Origin of the sequence: Mesorhizobium sp. WSM3224 (genome assembly GCF_000427725.1) — a bacterium.
In the GTDB taxonomy this organism is placed as follows: domain Bacteria; phylum Pseudomonadota; class Alphaproteobacteria; order Rhizobiales; family Rhizobiaceae; genus Mesorhizobium.
This window is the reverse complement of sequence record NZ_ATYO01000011.1, coordinates 57058-75829: the sequence shown is the minus strand read 5'-3', so window position 1 is coordinate 75829 and position 18772 is coordinate 57058. Positions and strand designations below refer to the sequence as shown.

16 protein-coding genes and 1 pseudogene are annotated in these 18772 nt (G+C 63.9%); 10 read left to right on the top strand and 7 right to left on the bottom strand.

The annotated features are described in order from the left end of the window. Positions 1 to 12: 12 nt before the first annotated feature. The gene (locus YU3_RS0119415) at positions 13 to 681 is read right to left on the bottom strand and encodes a haloacid dehalogenase type II (RefSeq protein ID WP_027167828.1); all 669 of its coding nucleotides are present in this window, start codon (positions 679 to 681) and stop codon (positions 13 to 15) included. On the opposite strand from YU3_RS0119415, the gene YU3_RS41295 reads away from it, so the two are divergent. From YU3_RS41295 to YU3_RS0119375, 8 genes are all read left to right on the top strand, one after another. Further along, complete coding sequence (locus YU3_RS41295) at positions 680 to 820, top strand: hypothetical protein (protein WP_198021687.1); 141 nt, start codon at positions 680 to 682, stop codon at positions 818 to 820. The genes YU3_RS0119415 and YU3_RS41295 overlap by 2 nt on opposite strands. 179 nt (positions 821 to 999) lie before the next feature. Beyond that, positions 1000 to 1839 (top strand): GNAT family N-acetyltransferase, encoded by an 840-nt coding sequence (locus YU3_RS0119405; RefSeq protein ID WP_027167827.1) that lies wholly within the window; start codon positions 1000 to 1002, stop codon positions 1837 to 1839. Between the two features lie 10 nt (positions 1840 to 1849). Continuing rightward, positions 1850 to 3223, top strand: coding sequence for an aspartate aminotransferase family protein (locus YU3_RS0119400; protein ID WP_027167826.1), 1374 nt, complete (start codon positions 1850 to 1852; stop codon positions 3221 to 3223). A gap of 228 nt (positions 3224 to 3451) precedes the next feature. Continuing rightward, entirely contained in the window at positions 3452 to 4174 is a 723-nt protein-coding gene (locus YU3_RS0119395; protein ID WP_027167825.1) for an HAD-IA family hydrolase, read from the top strand. Between the two features lie 64 nt (positions 4175 to 4238). Further along, a complete protein-coding gene (locus YU3_RS0119390; protein WP_027167824.1) occupies positions 4239 to 5849 on the top strand; it encodes an ABC transporter substrate-binding protein in 1611 nt (536 codons plus the stop codon). An 88-nt stretch (positions 5850 to 5937) separates the two neighbouring features. Further along, the gene (locus YU3_RS0119385; protein ID WP_027167823.1) at positions 5938 to 6888 is read left to right on the top strand and encodes an ABC transporter permease; all 951 of its coding nucleotides are present in this window, start codon (positions 5938 to 5940) and stop codon (positions 6886 to 6888) included. After that, complete coding sequence (locus YU3_RS0119380; RefSeq protein ID WP_027167822.1) at positions 6885 to 7736, top strand: ABC transporter permease; 852 nt, start codon at positions 6885 to 6887, stop codon at positions 7734 to 7736. The genes YU3_RS0119385 and YU3_RS0119380 overlap by 4 nt, the downstream gene beginning before the upstream one ends. Continuing rightward, on the top strand, positions 7733 to 9388 hold the full coding sequence (locus YU3_RS0119375; RefSeq protein ID WP_027167821.1) for an ABC transporter ATP-binding protein: 1656 nt from the start codon (positions 7733 to 7735) through the stop codon (positions 9386 to 9388). Before YU3_RS0119380 ends, YU3_RS0119375 begins: the two co-directional genes overlap by 4 nt. Before the next feature lies 1 nt (position 9389). Here YU3_RS0119375 and YU3_RS36780 read toward each other — a convergent pair. Further along, positions 9390 to 9867 (bottom strand): annotated as a pseudogene (locus YU3_RS36780) (Lrp/AsnC family transcriptional regulator). Positions 9868 to 9925: 58 nt separating this feature from the next. After that, positions 9926 to 12001, bottom strand: coding sequence for an NADH:flavin oxidoreductase (locus tag YU3_RS0119365; protein WP_036258926.1), 2076 nt, complete (start codon positions 11999 to 12001; stop codon positions 9926 to 9928). A gap of 72 nt (positions 12002 to 12073) precedes the next feature. Between YU3_RS0119365 and YU3_RS0119360 the strand changes: the two genes are divergently transcribed. After that, the gene (locus tag YU3_RS0119360; protein ID WP_027167819.1) at positions 12074 to 13015 is read left to right on the top strand and encodes a LysR substrate-binding domain-containing protein; all 942 of its coding nucleotides are present in this window, start codon (positions 12074 to 12076) and stop codon (positions 13013 to 13015) included. Positions 13016 to 13060: 45 nt separating this feature from the next. Here YU3_RS0119360 and YU3_RS0119355 read toward each other — a convergent pair whose 3' ends face one another. Beyond that, a complete protein-coding gene (locus tag YU3_RS0119355; protein ID WP_027167818.1) occupies positions 13061 to 13537 on the bottom strand; it encodes an Lrp/AsnC family transcriptional regulator in 477 nt (158 codons plus the stop codon). Positions 13538 to 13760: 223 nt separating this feature from the next. On the opposite strand from YU3_RS0119355, the gene YU3_RS0119350 reads away from it, so the two are divergent. Next, positions 13761 to 15086, top strand: coding sequence for an FAD-binding oxidoreductase (locus tag YU3_RS0119350; RefSeq protein WP_027167817.1), 1326 nt, complete (start codon positions 13761 to 13763; stop codon positions 15084 to 15086). A gap of 38 nt (positions 15087 to 15124) precedes the next feature. On the opposite strand, the gene YU3_RS0119345 is transcribed toward YU3_RS0119350, so the two are convergent. Genes YU3_RS0119345 through YU3_RS0119335 form a run of 3 tightly spaced genes read right to left on the bottom strand, consistent with a single transcriptional unit; the run spans position 15125 to position 18770 of the window. Then, complete coding sequence (locus tag YU3_RS0119345) at positions 15125 to 16489, bottom strand: FAD/NAD(P)-binding oxidoreductase (protein ID WP_027167816.1); 1365 nt, start codon at positions 16487 to 16489, stop codon at positions 15125 to 15127. Beyond that, positions 16486 to 16788: a (2Fe-2S)-binding protein gene (locus tag YU3_RS0119340; protein ID WP_027167815.1), complete on the bottom strand. Its 303-nt coding sequence runs from the start codon at positions 16786 to 16788 to the stop codon at positions 16486 to 16488. Before YU3_RS0119340 ends, YU3_RS0119345 begins: the two co-directional genes overlap by 4 nt. After that, positions 16785 to 18770, bottom strand: a complete 1986-nt coding sequence (locus tag YU3_RS0119335) for a hydantoinase B/oxoprolinase family protein (RefSeq protein WP_027167814.1) — start codon at positions 18768 to 18770, stop codon at positions 16785 to 16787. The genes YU3_RS0119340 and YU3_RS0119335 overlap by 4 nt, the downstream gene beginning before the upstream one ends. Positions 18771 to 18772: the final 2 nt, after the last annotated feature.

Here is an 18772-nt window from a genome sequence, read left to right as displayed (position 1 = left end):
GATCCGCCTGTTTCAAAGCCCAACCACGCCCGGAAGACCGGAAATGTCCGATATCTCGACATAGCCGTAGTACGGGTTGGCCGGTTCGTGGCCGCGATTGACCCATACCTTGTTCTTGATGCCGAGATCGTGTGCCGACATCAGGTCGTAGCGGAAAGAGGACGAGCAGTGAAGAACATCCTCCGGGCCGCAGCCCAACCTATCGAACATGTATTCGAAGGCCTTGAAGCGGGGCTTGTAGGCCTGCGCCTGCTCGGCCGTGTAGACGGCATGGAACGGGGCGCCGAGCTTCTCGACATTGGACATGATCTGCGCGTTCATGGCGTTCGAGAGGATGACCAGCGGAATTTCCTTGGCGACTTTGGCCAGGCCGGCCGGAACGTCGGCGTGCGGTCCCCAGGTCGGAACCCGCTCATAGACCATCCTGGCGTCGTCGGGGTTAAAGGTAACAGCGTTGCGCTTGCAGGTGCGCTCGAGCGCATTGTGGATGACGTCGGCATAGGGCTTCCAGTCGCCCATGATCTCGTCGAGCCGATAGGCCGAGAAGTTCTTGATGAACTCCTGCATGCGCGGTTCGTCGAGCCGGCTGCCGTAGAGGTCGCGCGCCGCTTCCGCCATCTGAAAAAAGGTCAACGTGCCATAGCAGTCGAAGGTGATGTATTTGGGCCTGAAAGAAGCCATGTCCGTCGATCTCCGGTGGAAGCACATCCGTGCTGGGATGTATTTCATCATAGGACGGCAGACGGCGACCCACCTGACCGAAATCGCCTTCCTGAAAGCAGAAAGTTCCGTATCCGCTATCCGGTTTGGCACGCTGTAGCATCTGGCGCGCCGATGGCGGCGCCGCGCAGCGTGAGGCGCTGCAATCGGGGACGGTGCCAGCACAAGATGCGGCGCACCCATCGCGCAAAGGCGAAAGATACTGCCAAAACCAATGCCTTCAGACGATCTGCGCCGCGCCGATGACCGACACTTGGGCAGCAGACGGAAGGATGCCTCATGCCGCAGGGCGACATCGAACTCCAGGCCTTCGGGCCTGACCATATTGAGGGAGCCGTAGCGCTTTCTCGCCAGGAGAACTGGCCGCATCGCCCGCAGGACTGGCAGATGGCGCTGCAGCTCTCAAGCGGCGCCGTTGCTCTCGACGACCACGGCCGCGTCGCCGGAACCATCCTGGTCACGCCCTACGGCATGGATTGTGCCATGATCAACATGGTCATCGTCGACAGGAGCGCGCGCGGCAATGGGCTTGGGCGCCGGCTTATGGATAAGGCCTTCGCCTTGGCCGGGAACCGTCCGCTGCGGCTCGTCGCGACGGCGGACGGCATGCCTCTCTATGAGAAACTGGGCTTCGTGCCCTCCGGCACCATTGTGCAGCATCAGGGCGAGGTCGCGGCGCTTGACGCGCCTGAGCGCGTGGAGGCTGCAGGCAAGGACGACCTGCCTGAACTCAAGGCTATGGACCGCGATGCCTATGGCGCCGACCGTGGGGTTCTGATCGACGCGCTGGCTGAGAGAGGGCAATTCGCCGTCGTCCGCCGCAATGGCGTCATCGAGGCCTATGCCGCGATCCGCCCGTTCGGACGCGGCGAGGTGATTGGTCCGGTCATCGCGGGAAGTATCGACGAGGCGAAGGCCCTGATCGGCTTCTTCGCCGCGCCGCGCGCCGGCGCTTTCCTGCGTGTGGATACTGGCAGCGGGACCGGCATCGCCAGCTGGCTCGAGGAAATCGGCCTCGCCCATGTCGGCGGCGGCGTGGCCATGGACCGTCCGCCCAAGAACGGCGCGGAACAGGCCAGGCCAAAAGTTTACGCCCTCGCCAACCAGGCGCTCGGCTAGGAGGACAACAATGCTCGCCAATTCCCTGATCGAACTCGACCGCGCCCATCTCGTCCATCCGGTCTCTTCATACCGTGGTCATGAAGCGCAAGGCGTGCGCGTCTTGAAATCGGCGAAGGGCGCGACCGTGACCGACGCCTCCGGCAAGCAACTCGTCGACGGTTTTGCGGGGCTGTGGTGCGTCAACGCCGGCTACGGCCACGACAGCATCGTCGAGGCGGCGGCCCGGCAGATGCGTGAGCTTCCCTACGCCACCGCCTATTTCGATCTCGGTTCGGAGCCGGCCATCCGGCTCGCCTCGGAACTGGCCGAGCGCGCGCCAGGTGACCTCAATCACGTCTTTTTCACGCTCGGCGGGTCGGACGCGGTCGACAGCACGATCCGTTTCGTCCGCTACTACTGGAATGCCAGGGGCGAACCGAAACGCGATCAGTTCATTTCCATCGAACAGGGTTATCACGGGTCATCGGTGGTCGGCGCGGGCCTGACCGCACTGCCCGCCTTTCACGCCGGCTTCGGCATTCCCTTCGAATGGCAGCACAAGATCCCCTCGCCCTATCCCTATCGCAACCCGGTGGGCGAGGACGGGAACGCGATCACCGCCGCATCGCTAGCCGCGCTGAAGGCCAAGATTGAGGAACTCGGACCGGAGCGGGTCGCCGCCTTTTATGCCGAGCCGATCCAAGGCTCGGGCGGTGTCATCGTCCCGCCGAAGGGCTGGATCAAGGCCGTGCGCGAGCTCTGCCGGGAATACGGCATCCTGTTCGTCGCCGACGAGGTGATCACCGGCTTCGGCCGCACCGGCCCCCTGTTTGCCTGTACGGAAGAGGACATCGTTCCCGACTTCATGACGAGCGCGAAGGGGCTGACCTCGGGCTATGTTCCAATGGGCGCCGTGTTCATGGCCGATCATGTCTACGACGTCGTCGCCGATGGCGCGGGCGCCTCGGCGGTCGGCCACGGCTATACCTACTCGGCCCATCCCGTCAGCGCCGCCGTCGCGCTCGAGGTGTTGAGGCTCTACGAAGACGGCCTGCTGGAGAATGGCATCAAGGCCGGCGCTCGCCTGATGGCGGGACTGGCAGGCCTGAGCGATCACCCGCTCGTCGGCGATGTGCGCGGTCGCGGCATGCTTGCAGCGATCGAACTGGTGGTCGACAAGCAGAAGAAGACGCCGCTACCCGCATCGGCCATGCCGGCGCGGCGCGTCTTCGACAGGGCATGGGACAACGGTCTCATCATCCGTGCCTTTGCCAACGGGGTTCTCGGCTACGCTCCCCCGCTCTGCTGCACCGACGGCGACATTGATGCGATCATCGAGCGCACGCGCCGGACGCTCGACCAGACGCTGGACGATGCCGATGTCCGCCGGGCCTTGGCATGACGGGCGACCAACACCGCGTGTTTCGAAATAGCGCCGGGGCAGACGATTTCGCAATTTTGTGCCGCAGCCCAGCGCCTTTTCGGCTAATCCAGCGCGGGGGAAGTGCCAGACTGTCCTTAAGACAAGGCCAGAAGTCCCAAATTTCAGGGCTTTTGACAGGTCGACGCCCACGGAATTTTGTTCTGTTCAGCACCATGCAATTCGGCCGCGCGCAGAGGAGAGCCAGTCTTGGCCAGGGGCTTTAGCGAATTCAAGTACATGACCTTCGACGTCGTCGGCACGCTGATCGACTTCGAAGGCGGCATCACGACCTGCCTGGCCGGGATTGCCGCCGATGCTGGCGTTGCCATCGATGGCGAAGCCGCGCTGGCCCTGTATCGGCAGGCACGCTACATGCCCGATGCGGGGCTGTTTCCCGACGATCTCGTGCGGGTCTACATGGTTATCGCGCCGCAACTCGGCCTGCCGGCCGAAGAGAAATACGGCGTCAGGCTGCGGGACTCCGCCAGCGCCTGGCAAGGTTTCCCCGACAGCGCGGCGGCGTTGGCCGAGCTTGCGAAATCCCACAAGCTAATAGCCATGACCAATGCCCGGCGCTGGGCGCTCGACCATTTCGAGAAGCAACTCGGATCACCCTTCTTCGCCACCTTCACCACCGACGACACAGGCACGGAAAAACCGGATCCGGCGTTTTTCCAGAAGCTCTTCGATTTCGTCGCCTCTCACGGCGACGGCAAGGACGACATCCTGCACGTCGCGCAAAGCCAGTATCACGACATCGGAATATCCCGGACACTTGGCCTGACCAATTGCTGGATCGAGCGCCGGCACGCCCAGAAAGGCTATGGCGGCACGATCGAGCCCGAGCGCTTCACCGCGCCGGACCATCACTTCACCTCAATGGCCGCGTTGGCGGCGGCCGTGCGGGAAAGCCTGAAGGAACGAACCTGAGCCCAAGCCCGGAAAGCCGCAGCAAGACGAGCATCCCGGAGAAACAAATAGAAAGGGGAATGACATGACCGACAAGATCCCGAACTGGACCAGCGCAGACGATGCCATGGTCGAAAACGCCATTCGGCGGGGCGCGAGCCGCCGCGAACTTCTCAAGATGCTGTTGGCCGGCGGCGCCGCGGTTGCCGCGGGCAGCCTGGTGCTCGGCCGCGCCACCAATGCCGTCGCTGCTGAGCCGGTTTCCGGCGGAAATTTCAAGGCCGCCGGCTGGTCGTCATCGACCGCTGACACGCTTGATCCCGCAAAGGCGTCGCTCTCCACCGACTATGTCCGCTGCTGCTCGCTCTACAACCGCCTGACTTTCCTCGACAAGGATGGCGTCACGCAGATGGAGCTGGCTGAAAGCTTCGACAGCAAGGACGCCAAGACCTGGACAGTGAAGCTGCGCAAGGGCGTCACCTTCCACGACGGCAAGGACCTCACCGCCGCCGACGTCGTCTTCTCGCTGAAGCGCCATCTCGACAAAGCGGTCGGTTCCAAGGTCGCCAAGATCGCAGCGCAGATGACCGGCTTCAAGGCGGTCGACAAGTCGACCGTCGAAATCACGCTCGCCGACCCGAATGCTGACCTGCCGACCATCCTGGCGCTGCATCACTTCATGATCGTCCAGGACGGAACCACGGACTTCTCCAAGGGTAATGGTACCGGCGCCTTCGTGCTGCAAACGTTCGAACCGGGCGTGCGTTCGGTGGTCACCAAGAACAAGAACTACTGGAAGTCGGGCAAGCCCTATCTCGACTCCTTCGAGTTCATCGCCATCAGCGACGACAGCGCCCGCGTCAACGCCCTGCTTTCCGGCGACATCAATTTTGCGGCCTCAATCAATCCGCGAGCGATGAAGCTCATCGGCGGCCAACAGGGCTTCGAATTGTCGAAGACGACTTCGGGCAACTACACCGACCTCAACATCCGGCTCGACATGGATCCGGGCAGCAAGGCCGACTTCGTTGCCGGCATGAAGTATCTCGTTAACCGGGAGCAGATCGTCAAATCCGCATTGCGCGGCCTCGGAGAAATCGGCAACGACCAGCCCGTCTCGCCGGCCAATATCTTCCACAATCCCGATGTCAAGCCGAAGGCTTTCGACCCGGACAAGGCGAAGTTCCACTTCAACAAGGCGGGCCTGCTCGGCCAGTCCATCCCGGTGATCGCCTCCGACGCCGCCACCTCGTCGATCGACATGGCGGTGATCATCCAGGCCGCCGGTGCGGATATCGGCATGAAGCTCGACGTCCAGCGCGTCCCGGCCGACGGCTACTGGGACAATTACTGGCTCAAGGCGCCGATCCATTTCGGCAACATCAATCCGCGCCCGACGCCGGACATCCTGTTCTCGCTCCTCTACGCTTCCAACGCGCCGTGGAACGAAAGCCAGTACAAGTCCGAGAAGTTCGACAAGATGCTCATCGAGGCGCGCGGCTCGCTCGACCAGGCCAAGCGCAAGGAGATCTATGGCCAGATGCAGGCTATGGTCTCCGAAGAGGCCGGCACCATCATCCCGGCCTACATTTCCAACGTGGATGCCCTCTCCAGTAAGGTGAAGGGTTTGGAGGCGAACCCACTCGGTGGCATGATGGGCTACGCGATGGCGGAATACCTCTGGCTCGAAGCCTAAGAGAAGCCTGCCGGGGGCCGGTCAGCCGGTTCCCGGCACTGCATTGCGCAAGATTGTTTGGCCGAACGCAACCGCCGGGAGCGCTTCAATGAAGTCAGGGGTTCTCAACCTCGTGCTGAAGCGGCTGGGGATCGCGGCCATCACGCTTTTGATCGTGCTGTTCGCCGTGTTTTTCGCCACCAGCATGCTACCTGGCGACACCGCGTCGATCCTGCTCGGCCAGGCGGCGACTCCCGAAGCGGTCGCCGGCCTGCGCGAGGCCATGCATCTCAACGATCCGGCGATCCTGCGCTTCCTGCTCTGGCTTGTCGGCCTGCTCCACGGCGACCTCGGCACCTCATATGCCAACGAGATGCCGGTCGCGGCGCTGATCGGCGGGCGCCTGGTCAACACCATGAAGCTCGCCGGCATTACCACGCTGCTCTCGGTGCCACTGGCGCTGACGCTCGGCATCACCGCCGCCATGCTGCGCGGCTCTGTCTATGACCGCACCGTCACCATTCTTTCGATCGGCGTCATCTCCGTGCCGGAATTCATGGTCGCGACGCTCGCGGTCCTGCTCTTCGCCGTTTATCTCAGATGGCTGCCGGCGCTGTCCTCGGTCAACGAGGCGCATTCGCTGACCGACCTTGTGCGCATCTACGCGATGCCCGTGATCACGCTCACCTTCGTCATCTCCGCCCAGATGATCCGTATGACCCGCGCCGCGGTGATCGAAACGCTCTCCACGCCTTATGTTGAGATGGCGCTTCTCAAGGGCGCATCGCGCAGCCGTATGGTTCTGAAGCACGCACTTCCCAATGCGCTCGGACCGATCGTCAACGCGGTCGCGCTCTCGCTGTCGTATCTAGTCGGCGGCGTCATCATCGTGGAGACGATCTTCAACTATCCCGGCATCGCCAAGCTGATGGTCGATGCCGTCGCCACCCGCGACCTGCCGCTGATCCAGAGCTGCGCGATGATTTTCTGCCTCGGCTACCTCTTCCTCATCACCGCCGCCGACGTCGTCGCCATCATGTCCAACCCGAGGCTGAGATGACAATAGCGCGCGCCACAACCTCCCGGCGGTCCTTCCTGGGCCACAGCTACAGCCTCGTCGGCGTCGTGGCCGCTTTGGTCATCCTGGCGTGGACGCTCATCGCGATCCTGGCGCCCCACGTCACTCCCCATTCCATCGGCGACATTGTCGACGACGACTATTTCGGCCCGATGCGCCAGGGACTGTGGCTCGGTTCGGACTATCTGGGGCGCGATATGCTCTCGCGGGTTCTGATGGGCGCACGCTACACCGTCGGCATATCGCTCGCAGCCGTCTCCATCGCCTGTTTTTCGGGCGTCGTGCTGGGTATGATCGCTGCCGTCACCGGCGGCTGGCTCGACACCTGTCTCAGCCGCTTCCTGGACGCCATGAACTCCATCCCCAGCAAGCTGTTCGGCCTTGTGGTTGTCGCCGCGGTCGGCTCGTCGATCCCGGTGCTGATCCTGACGCTCGCCATCATCTATATCCCCGGCGCCTACCGCTTCGCGCGCGCTCTCGCCGTCAACATCAACACCATGGACTTCATGACCGCCGCCCGCGTCCGCGGCGAAAGCATCATCTACCTCGTCGGGTCCGAGATTCTGCCAAACATAATCCGCCCGGTGCTGGCTGACTTCGGCCTGCGCTTCGTCTTCATCGTGCTTCTGCTCTCCGGCCTCTCCTTCCTTGGCCTCGGCCTGCAGCCGCCGCTCGCCGACTGGGGCGCGCTGGTGCGGGAGAACATCGGCGGCCTGCCCTTCGCGGCTCCCGCCGTCATCATTCCCTCGCTGGCGATCGCCAGCCTCACCATCAGCGTCAACCTGCTGATCGACAACCTGCCGCAGAAGATCAGGGACCGGGACGCATGACCAATCTCGTCGAGGTCAGGAACCTGAGGATCGAGGCAACGACCGATGCCGGGCGGGTCGTCGAAATCATCAGAGGCATCAGCCTCGATATCGCCGACGGTGAGATCATCGCGCTCATCGGCGAGAGCGGTTCCGGCAAGACGACGGTGGCGCTCTCGCTCATGGGCCACACAAGGCCCGGCTGCCGAATAAGCGGCGGCGAAATCAACGTGAACGGCAAGAACATGGCGGCGCTTTCCGAGAAGGAAAGGGCCAGGTTGCGCGGCACGGCCATTGCCTATGTTCCGCAAAGCGCCGCCGCCTCCTTCAACCCCTCGTCCACCATCATGGAGCAGGTGATCGAGGTTACGCGCATCCACAGGCTGATGCCGCCCGAGCAGGCGCGAAAGCGAGCGGTCGAGCTTTTCAGGGCCCTGTCGCTGCCGGACCCGGAAGGGATCGGCTCCCGTTATCCGCACCAGGTTTCGGGCGGGCAGTTGCAGCGGCTGTCGGCGGCCATGGCGCTCATCGGCGATCCCAAGCTGATGATCTTCGACGAGCCGACGACGGCACTCGACGTGACGACGCAGATCGACGTGCTGAAGGCATTCAAATCGGTCATGCGCGCGGGCGGAATAGCGGGTGTCTACGTTTCCCACGATCTCGCGGTCGTCGCCCAGATCGCCGACCGCATCATGGTGCTGAAGGGCGGCGAAGTGCAGGAGACCGGCACCACGGCTCAGATTCTTTCGGCTGCCCAGCATCCCTACACGCGCGAACTGCTGGCCGCCTTCGAGCCGAAGCCGCGCCAAGCGCATGCGGACGCGGATGCCGGCGCGAGGCCGCTGCTTCGCATCGACAATCTGACGGCCGGATACGGACCGGTGAAACCTGACGGGCAGCCGGTTATCCGCGCGGTCGACTCCGTCAGCCTTGTCGTGGAGAAGGGACGCAACCTCGGCATCATCGGTGAATCCGGCTGCGGAAAATCGACGCTGGCGCGCGTCATCGCCGGCATCCATCCGGCGGCGGCCGGCGATATCGTTTTCGATGGCAAGCAACTACAGCGCGTCGCAGGGAAACGCAGCCAGGACCAACTGCGCGAGATGCAGATCGTATTCCAGTATGCCGATACTGCGCTCAATCCGGCAAAGCCGGTGGAGGACATCATTTCCCGGCCGCTGGCCTTCTATCACCGCCTCGACAGGCAGGCGCGCTCGAAGCGCGTCGACGAACTGCTCGACATGGTTCGCCTGCCCAGGGCGCTGCGCTACCGTCGCCCGTCGGAGCTCTCGGGCGGCCAGAAGCAGCGCGTGAACTTCGCGCGCGCCCTGGCGGCCGGACCCAAGCTCATCATCTGCGACGAAATCACCTCGGCGCTCGACACGGTGGTCGCGGCCGCCGTGATCGAGCTGCTCAAGGAGTTGCAGCGCGAGTTGGGCCTTTCCTACATTTTCATCAGCCACGACCTCTCGGTCGTCGAAGCGATCTGCGACGAAATTATGGTCATGTACAATGGCGAGCGGGTGGAGCAGATCACGCCCGACAAGCTGAAGGCGCCCACCCACCCCTATTCCAAGCTTCTGTTCTCCTCGGTGCCGAAGCTTGACCCGACGTGGCTCGATAGCCTCATTCGCGACCCCGAGCTGGTCAACCTATACGGCCATCGTTGATTTACATCGGAAACAGACTGGGCAGCGGCATGTGCGCCTTGACGATGGGAGACTTCAGCACGACAAAGCTGAAATATTTGTCGATGCCGATATCCATGTCGGTCAGCCGCTCCATGATCGCCTGGTACTCGCCGATGCCGGCGGCCACGAATTTCATCAGGTAGTCGTAGCGGGCGGAAACGCGGTGGCATTCGACAGCCGCATCAACCTTATCGATGGCGGCAAGGAAACGCGCGAAGTCGATTTTGGCGATGGTTCCTTAGCGTGATTTCGGTGAAGACGGTAAGCGTCCGCCCCAGCTTCGCGATGTCGATCTGCGCCGAATAGCGCATGATATAGCCTTCGGCCTGCAGCTTCTTTACCCGCATCAGACATGGGCTGGGGGAGAGATTGACCAATTCCGCCAGTTCCACATTCGTGATGCGGCCGTTCTTCTGCAGCTCGGAGAGGATCTTGATGTCAATCCGATCGAGTTTCATGGGCTAATGTGCTTCCTGTCAGGGCAAATCAGCCCACCGCAGCCGGCTTTCACCCTGTCTACAATTGCGAGCAGAGCCGGTAAGCCTCATAGATCGACGAGTAGATGTCCCGGCTGGCAACCGCGTCTCCTATGCGGTGCAGGACAAACGATCCGGCAGCTTGGGGACCATAGTCTCCCTTCGTTTCCGTTCCCGTCATGAGTGCTATGTCGGTGACGCCGTTGTTGGCGGAGCGGATACGCAATTCCTGGTAGGTATCCTCCATGGGCACCGTACCGCGCTCGACAATGAGTTGGGCTGCCGTCATTTCCGTTTCCGCGCCGGTGAGCTCATGCCGGAACGTGGCGGCAATCCCGTTGCCCTGGCGCGCTGCCTTGACCAGGCGCACATCGCTGACGACCCGGACGCCGCGTTCGGAGGCGCGTTTGCGGAAACTTACCCTGTCCGGATAGGGCGTTTCGATCGCCAAGGTGTCGTCTGCTATGACCATACTGACCACGCGCCCCGGGCGGGCCAGATGCAGGGCGCAGGAAACTGCGGCCTGGCGTCCGGTCTCGTCGTAGATAAGCACATCGTCCTTCGCCGGCACAGCCCCGGTCAAGACGTCCCAGACGCTGTCGCAATGTTCGGCGCCCTCCAGCCATTCCATGTCCGGAATGCCGCCGGTGGCAACGATGACCGCGTCTGGCTTTGCGGCAAGGACGATTTCTGCGTCCGCATAGGTGTTGAGACGGACTTCCACGCCCAGGCGCACGAGTTCGTCGACGCGCCAGTCGACTATGCCGATGAGATCCTTGCGGTCGAAGGCGGAGGCCGCGACGAGCACCTGCCCGCCAAGCCGCGCCCCGGCTTCAAGCAAGCTCACTCTGTGTCCGCGCTCGGCGGCGACCCTTGCCGCTTCCATCCCACCCGGGCCACCGCCGACCACGATCACCCGTTTCGGCGTTTCGGCCCGCACGATCGTATGGCGGATGATCGTTTCATGGCCGCTGGCCGGGTTGTGGATGCACTGGACCTTTTTGTAGAGGCAGTAGGATGCGCCGACGCAAGGGCGGATGCGTTCTTCTTCTCCGCGCATCACCTTGTTGACGATATGGGGGTCGGCAATATGCGCCCGCGTCATGCCAACCAGGTCGACGAGGTTCTCGCGAATGGCATGCCGGGCGGTGGCTACGTCGCGAATGGCTGCGGCGTGGATGATGGGCAGCCTGGTTTCCCGTTTGAACTGCCCGACCAGCGGCAGAAACGGTGCGCTCGGGCTGAACATGCCGGGCATGTTCTGCTCAGCCAGGGACAGGTCGGTGTCCATGCGGCCAAAGATGCAATTGAAGAAGTCTATATGGCCTTCCCGCTCGAACAGCCTGGCGAAGGCAAGGCATTCCTCGAAATCCGACCCGTCGTCGGCGGCCTCGTCGATCACCAACCGGATGCCGACAGCAAGGTTGTCGCCTACCGCACGGCGAATCGCCTCATGGACCATGAGGCCGAAGCGCGCGCGGTTTTCGAGTGAACCGCCGAAGCCATCCGTGCGTCTGTTGGTTCTGCGCGAGAGGAATTGCCCGATCAGATGGCCGCCGGTGACGGTTTCGATGCCGTCCATACCGCCGTCATGGCAGCGCTTGGCGGCACTGGCGTAATCCTTGACGATCCTGTCGATGTCCGCGCCGTCCATCTCCTTCGGAAAATTCCGGTTTCGAGTCTCGCGAACGCGTGAAGGCGCCACCGGCGGCAACCAGTTTCCGGCATAGGCGGTAGCGCGCCGGCCAAGATGGGAGACCTGGCACATGACGACCGCGCCGTGGGGATGAATTCGCCGCGACAGCGACTGGAGATGAGGGACGATGCGATCCGTCGAAAGGTCCAGTTGACCGCCGCCCCAGCTCGAATCGGGCGAGGTCATTGCTGAGCCGCCCGCCATGGTCATCGCCAGGCCGCCGCGCGCTTTCTCCTCATGGTAGCGCTGGTAACGCTCGAGTGGCAGGCCGCCATCATCCAGCATCGAGGCATGACTGGTGCTGACGATGCGGTTGCGCAGCGTCAGCCCCTTGAGCCGAAACGGCTGAAGCAGAGGATCGCTGGATGTGCTGTCTGCTTTAGATGCCGCTGTCTTCACGTCCTGCTCCACCCCATTCATGATGGTTATAGTTCGCCATTTACGAGACCGCGGAAAGCTTGAAAATTGTTGGGGTGGCTATACGCTCGGCGTATGGCTGGTTTTGCAAAACTCGTTCCTTCCGCGCGCGGACTGCTTGTTTTCGAGGCTGCTACCCGGTTGGGTAGTTTCACGGCCGCGGCGCGCGAGTTCAACGTCACGCAACCTTCCATCAGCCGCAGCATCGCCCAGCTTGAGGCCGATTTTGGCGTCGCTCTTTTCACGCGGGGCCCAACGGGGTTGGCCCCGACCCCGGACGGGCGCGCCCTCTATTCGGCTGTACGGGAAGGATTTGACGGCATCGAGGAGGTGATCCGGAGAATTAAGCAGAACAACGCCGCGAAGCCTGTGGTCACCCTTTCCCTGTCGAGCTCTCTGGCAACGCATTGGTTCGTTCCCAGGCTGGGGGCTTTCCACACGCGGTTTCCCGATGTGGACCTCAGGTTCGAACTGATCGCGGGCGTTCTGCGGGGGCCTGCCGAGAATGTCGACCTTGCCATGAGGATCCTGACCGATGACGATACGCACTATCACCATTGGGCATTCTCGCCGGAAATCATCGTTCCGGTGTGCAGCCCATCCTACCTGTCGGCCCACGGCCGGTTGATGCATGCCGGAACCGGGGAAAGTCATGTCCTGCTTCACCTTACCGACGCCAAGGAGCAGTGGCTGAACGCCTGGGGCAGTGTGGCGGACCGCAAGACCAGCAAGGCGAAGTGGCTCGAATTCTCGGACTATGCGGTCGTCCTGCAGGCTGCGATGAACGGAGAAGGCGTGGCGCTCGGCTGGCTCAGCAACGTTTCAAGGGCACTGCTTCAGGGAACCCTTGTCCCAGCCTCGGACAGACAGATCAACACGGGCAGGATCCATCAGTTGATTGCACCGCGCTCACGGCTGGTACGACCTGTCGTCGCCGATATCCGCGCCTGGATGGTCGCCGAGATGCAAGCCGAATTGGAGGCATTGCACCCGATCTTGCGGCCGGACATCTTGTAGCGCGCTGCAATCGACAATTGCAGCGCGCGGCGCGGCCGCCGCTTGCTACCTCGGAAACAGACTGGGCAGCGGCATGTGCGCCTTGACGATGGGCGACTTCAGCACGACAAAGCTGAAATACTTGTCGATGCCGATATCCATATCGGTCAGCCGTTCCATGATCGTCTGGTACTCGGCGATGCCGGCGGTCACGAATTTCATCAAATAGTCGTAGCCGCCCGACACGAGGTGGCATTCGATGACCTGGTCGATCTTCTCCACCACGGCCAGAAAGCGGGCGAAATCCACCTGGCGATGGTTCTTCAAGGTGATTTCGGTGAACACGGTCAGCGTCTGGCCGAGCTTGCCGATATTGACCTGCGCGGAATAGCCTTCGATGTAGCCTTCCGACTGCAATTTCTTAACCCGCATCAGGCACGGGCTTGGCGACAGATGCACCAGATCAGCCAGTTCTACATTGGTGATGCGGCCGTTCTTCTGCAATTCGTACAGAATTTTGATGTCGATCCGATCCAGTTTCATGGTCGTCTCCGAAGAACGCATGCCACAGCACAAAATGCTGCCTTGCCAAGAGCCGCCGACACTACCACAGCTCGCCTGCCTGTCCATCCGAATGGACAGGGCTTTGAAACGCATGGGCTCTCGAATTGTGCAGGCTTATCGGAATAAAATTCTGCCTCGGCCTCAACTGCGGCAGCGGCTGCCTGCGCAACACGGTAGATTGGCGCTTCAAGGCAGAGAGGCCATGCGCGCACCGCTACAGCAAATCGAGACATCCGGCGACCTGCCACAGACCGCGGACGCTGTGGTGATCGGCGGCGGCATCGTCGGTGTCTTCGCAGCCTATTACCTGGCACGACGCGGCCTGAAGGTCGCGCTTGTCGAAAAGGGATGTATCGGCGCCGAGCAGTCCTCCAGAAACTGGGGATGGTGCCGGCAGCAGAACCGCGACGCCCGCGAGTTGCCAATGGCGACCCGCAGCCTCGATCTGTGGGACACCTTCGCGACGGAAACCGGCGAAGACACCGGCTTTCGCCGCTGCGGCCTGCTCTACCTCAGCAATGACGAAGCGGAGCTCGCCGGCTGGGCGCGCTGGCGTGATTTCGCCAGAACAGCCGGCGTTACCACGCACATGCTCGACGGCACCGAGGCCAGCGAGCGAGGCAGCGCCACGGGCCGGACATGGAAGGGCGGCGTCTTCTCGCCGACCGATGGCACCGCCGACCCGTCGCGGGCAGCACCCTCGGTCGCCCGGGCCATCCGCAAGCTCGGGAGCACCGTGCATCAGAATTGCGCCGCGCGCGGTATCGAGACCGAAGGCGGGCGCCTGAGCGCCGTGGTCACGGAAAGCGGAACGATCCTGACGAAGATGGCGGTGCTGGCCGGCGGCGCCTGGGCCTCCTCGTTTTGCCATCAGTTCGGGTTCCGCTTTCCGCAGGCTTCGATCCGCTCCTCCATCCTGTCCGTCTCGCCGGGCGCGGAGGGCCTTCCGGATGCGTTGCACACGGCAAGGATCTCGGCCACGCGCCGTGGCGACGGCGGCTACACGCTGGCCATAAGCGGACGCGGCCGCGTGGATGTGACGCCGCAACAGATGCGCTTCTCCTCGCGGTTCCTGCCCATGTTCCTGAAGCGGTGGCGAAGTCTCGCGCCGGGCGGCCTGCAGGGCATGCGTTCGGGCCACGAAACGCTCCGGCACTGGCGGCTCGACCAGCCGACGCCGATGGAGCAGATGCGCATCCTTGATCCGGCCCCGGACCAGGCGACCATCCGCCTGACCCATGCCCGGGCGCTCGAACTTCTGCCGGCACTGCGCCAGACCAGGATCAGCGCGGCCTGGGCCGGCTACATCGACAGCACGCCGGACGGCGTGCCTGCCATCGGCGAGATCGATACCGTTCCGGGTTTCTTCCTGGCTGCCGGGTTTTCGGGACACGGCTTCGGCATCGGACCCGGCGCCGGACACCTTGTCGCCGATCTGGTGACTGGCTCCAAACCGATCGTCGATCCGAAGTCCTACGATCCCCAGCGCTTCGACGCTTCGGCCTGGGGGAAGGTCGCCGATTTCTAAGACCTGATCCGTGCCGACATCCAGCCTCTGGAACCGCATCAGCCTTCCCGGAGAAAAGCGCCGATGGGCGCCGGCCGGACAGGCGCCTGCCCGCGAAATCGGCCGACAGCGCCGGGCGTGCAGCCGGCCTGCACAGCTGCGAGTTCGACGGCAGCCAGCTGGCAATAGCGCCCCTGGCAGCGCCCCATGCCGGCGCGCGACAGTGCCTTCACCCTGTTCGCCTCGCCGCTACCAAGATCCACACTCTGGCGTACGTCTGCGGCACTCACATTCTCGCATCGGCAGACGACCGCGTCGTCGGGAAGCGCCCGCACCATCGCGGCCGGCCAGGGAAAGGCGCAGGCCAGACCGCCCGCAAAGCGCTCGAGCCGCGCAAGCTTGCGCAAATCGGCGCTGGCACAGGGCGCCGGCAATCCGAGATCGGCAAGGCACGCCGCCGCGGCGAGACGCCCCGCTATCTCCGCGCCGTCCGCTCCCAGAAGACGAAGCCCATCGCCCGCAAGATAGACGCCGTTGCCGGCCCGACCCATCCGGTCGGTCTTGGGCAGCCATTGCCGCCACTGCTCATCATAGCTGAACGCGCATCCAGCCAGATCGGCCAGATGTGTCTCCGCCCGCAAGTGCCAGCCCATGCCTATCGTATCGCATTGAGTGAGGCGCTGCCTTCCGCCGGCATCGCGCCAGCACATCGCCATGACACCCTTCCCGTCGGCCTCGATCCGTTCGAGCGTCACGCCCGCGTGGTAGCGGCCGCCGAGCCTCGCCCGCAGGGCCAGACCGCGCAGCGCGACAATAGGACGGGTGGCAAGCTGCCAAAACCCACGCGCCTGCCGATGCCAGGGAGAGGTGTCCAGCACTGCCGCCACATCCGCTCCAGCCTTGACGAGTTGGGCACCGACCAGCGTCAGCAGAGGCCCCGATCCGATCAGGACGATCCGCCGTCCGAGGGCCACGCCCTGCGCCTTGAGCGCGATCTGCGCCGCGCCAAGGCTGTAGACGCCGGCGCTCTGCCAGCCCGCGACCGGAGCGACACGGTCGGAGGCGCCAGTCGCAAGGATCAGACGGTCATAAGAGATCATCTGCGCGCCGCCTTCCCCCAACACCTGCAGCCGACCTTCATGCACGGCGACGACCGAGCTCGCCGCGCAATGAGTGAGCCGGCCGTCTGCCGCCAGCCGGTCGAAGAGCGCATGCAGCGCGCGTGCCTTCGCCGCCTCCGATCCGTAGAGCTGCTCTGGCGTGCGGACGAATTCCGCAGGCGGACGGCGGTAGATCTGCCCGCCGGCGCTATGCCCTTCGTCGATCACCACCGGGTGCAGCCCAGCCTCGATGAGCGTCGCGGCCGCCCTTATGCCGGCGGGACCGGCGCCGACGATCGCGACCCGCGGCAAGGTCTCGCTCACGGCCAGCTCTCCGGCGGCGTCGTTCGCAACCGCATGCCTTCGGCGATAAGTGCCGAGCACGCCCGCATGCGCGGTCCCTCGTCCTGCCACACCCAGCAATCCTGGCAGGCTCCCATCAGGCAGAATCCGGCGCGCCATTCGGGCCCGAATTCGGACTTCCGCAATGCGTGCCCTGAAGCCAGCATGGCGGTCAGCACGGTGTCGCCCGCCAATGCAGTGCGCGTCTGCCCGTCGAGAAAGAAATGCAGCTGCGTCCGGTCGCGCTCGGCCAGCCGAACGATGCGGCCGGCGGCGATCATTCCGCGGCCTCTCGCACCAGGCGAGGACGAGGCAGTTCGGGAAACCGTTCGCAGACTGCATCGAAGGCCGCCTGGACGCCTTCCGGCCCAGAGCGCCCCACCATGCGGCGGAAGATTTCCGTCTTGGCGAAGAACCGCCAGTGGATCGGCAAATCCCTTAGTATGGCGGTGAGCCGGTCATAGGCGGCCGGCGACCACTGCGCTTCGTAGCCTTCGCGCTCGGGACCGAAATGGAAATGGCCGGCAGCCGGACCCTGCCGCGCGCGCAGCCTTTGCGTCGCCTGTTCGTCGACCTTGCCGCCGCGGATGGCGACGCCATAGTCGCGTTCGGCCGCGGCCGGCGAGACATAACCGCGCCGCACGTCCTGCACGACCCGCCAGGGCTCGCGCTCAAGCGGATCGCCGCGCCCGCCGCCTCCGGCGGAGCGGATATCGAGCACGTCACCGGGCTGGAGAACCGCGGTGTCGATGTTGCCCAGCCGCCGCTCGTGCCCGGTTCCCGGATTGACGACCATATCCGACAGGCCGGCCGCCTTGCCGCCCAGCACGCCCCAGGGACGGAAGAGGCTGCGGTCGCGGTTGCGCGCGGTGATCCTGGAATCGGGGGCGAAGACGCGGAAGGCCATCTCGGTCGCCAGGCCGCCGCGCCAGCGCCCCGCACCGCCGCTGTCGCTGGCCAGCCCGTATTTCAGGAATTCGACCGGGGTCTCGGTCTCGGTGATCTCGATCGGCGTGTTCTTGAGATAGGCTGCGTCCGCGCCCGATCCGTTGGTCCCGTCGCGATGCGGCATCGCCCCGCCGCCCCCTACCACGGGGTTCACCGCCGCGATGACGGTCCGGCTGGTGCGCTCGTCGGTGGTCATGACGTTGACGATGCAGTTGTTGCCGGCCGGCGCGGCGGGCAAGCGCTCAGGCACCGCTTGCGAGAAGGCGCCGAAGATGACCGACCGCAGCCGGGCGCAGGTGAGCGAGCGCATGCCGACTGCGGCGGGGTGGACCGGGTTCAGCACCGAACCTTGAGGTGTGATGCAGGTGAAAGGCCGGGTGAGGCCGGTGTTGAGCAGGATCTTCGGGTTGAGCGTGTAGAGCACGTAATAGACGCCCACCAGCAGCATGGTGTGTCGCGGGTCACCGCCAGAGGGCACGTTGAGCGAGGAGCCGAGCTGTGGATCGGAGCCGGTGAAGTCAAGCACCGCCTCGTCGCCCCTGATCGTCAGCGTCAGCTTCAGCCGGCAGGGATTGGCCTCGACTGAATCCTCGTCGGCATAGTCAGCAAATTCCCAAATGCCGTCGGGCATAGAGCGCAGCACGTCGCGCGCCTGCGCCTCCGCATGGTCGAGAAGAGCGGCAACGCCTTCGACGAAGCCGGCCTTGCCGAACTTCCTCACCATTGCCTGGATCTTGCGCTCGCCCGTATTGAGCGCGCCGACCAGCGCCTTGATGTCGCCGATGTTGAGGTCGGGCTTGCGCACGTTGGTGCTCATGATCCGGAGAATCGCCTCATCGAAGACGCCCTCGTTCACCAGCTTCATGGGAGGAAAGCGGATGCCTTCCTGATGGATTTCGGTCAGCGCCCGGCTGAGCGAAGCCGGCACCGCCCCGCCCATGTCGGTGTTGTGGATATGCCCTCCCGTCCAGGCGACGATCTCGCCCTGGACGAAGACCGGCTTCCACAGATGCGTGTCGGGTGCGTGCGTGGCTACATAGCCGGAATAAGGATCGTTGGTGAACGCAACGTCTCCCGGCCGGTAGTCGTCGACCATTGCGATAGCGCGGTGATACGAAAGCCCCGGATACCAGGTGGCGCCAAGCTCCATCGGGACGGCGAAGGTTGCCCCTGAACGGTCCATCAGCATCACGGTAAAATCCTGCGTCTCCTTGACGAAGGCGGAGTGCGCGGTGCGATGCAGCGTGTGGGCCATATTCTCGGCGGCCGCGCGGGAATGGTTGGCCAGGACCTGAAGGTTTGTGCGGTCAAACATGG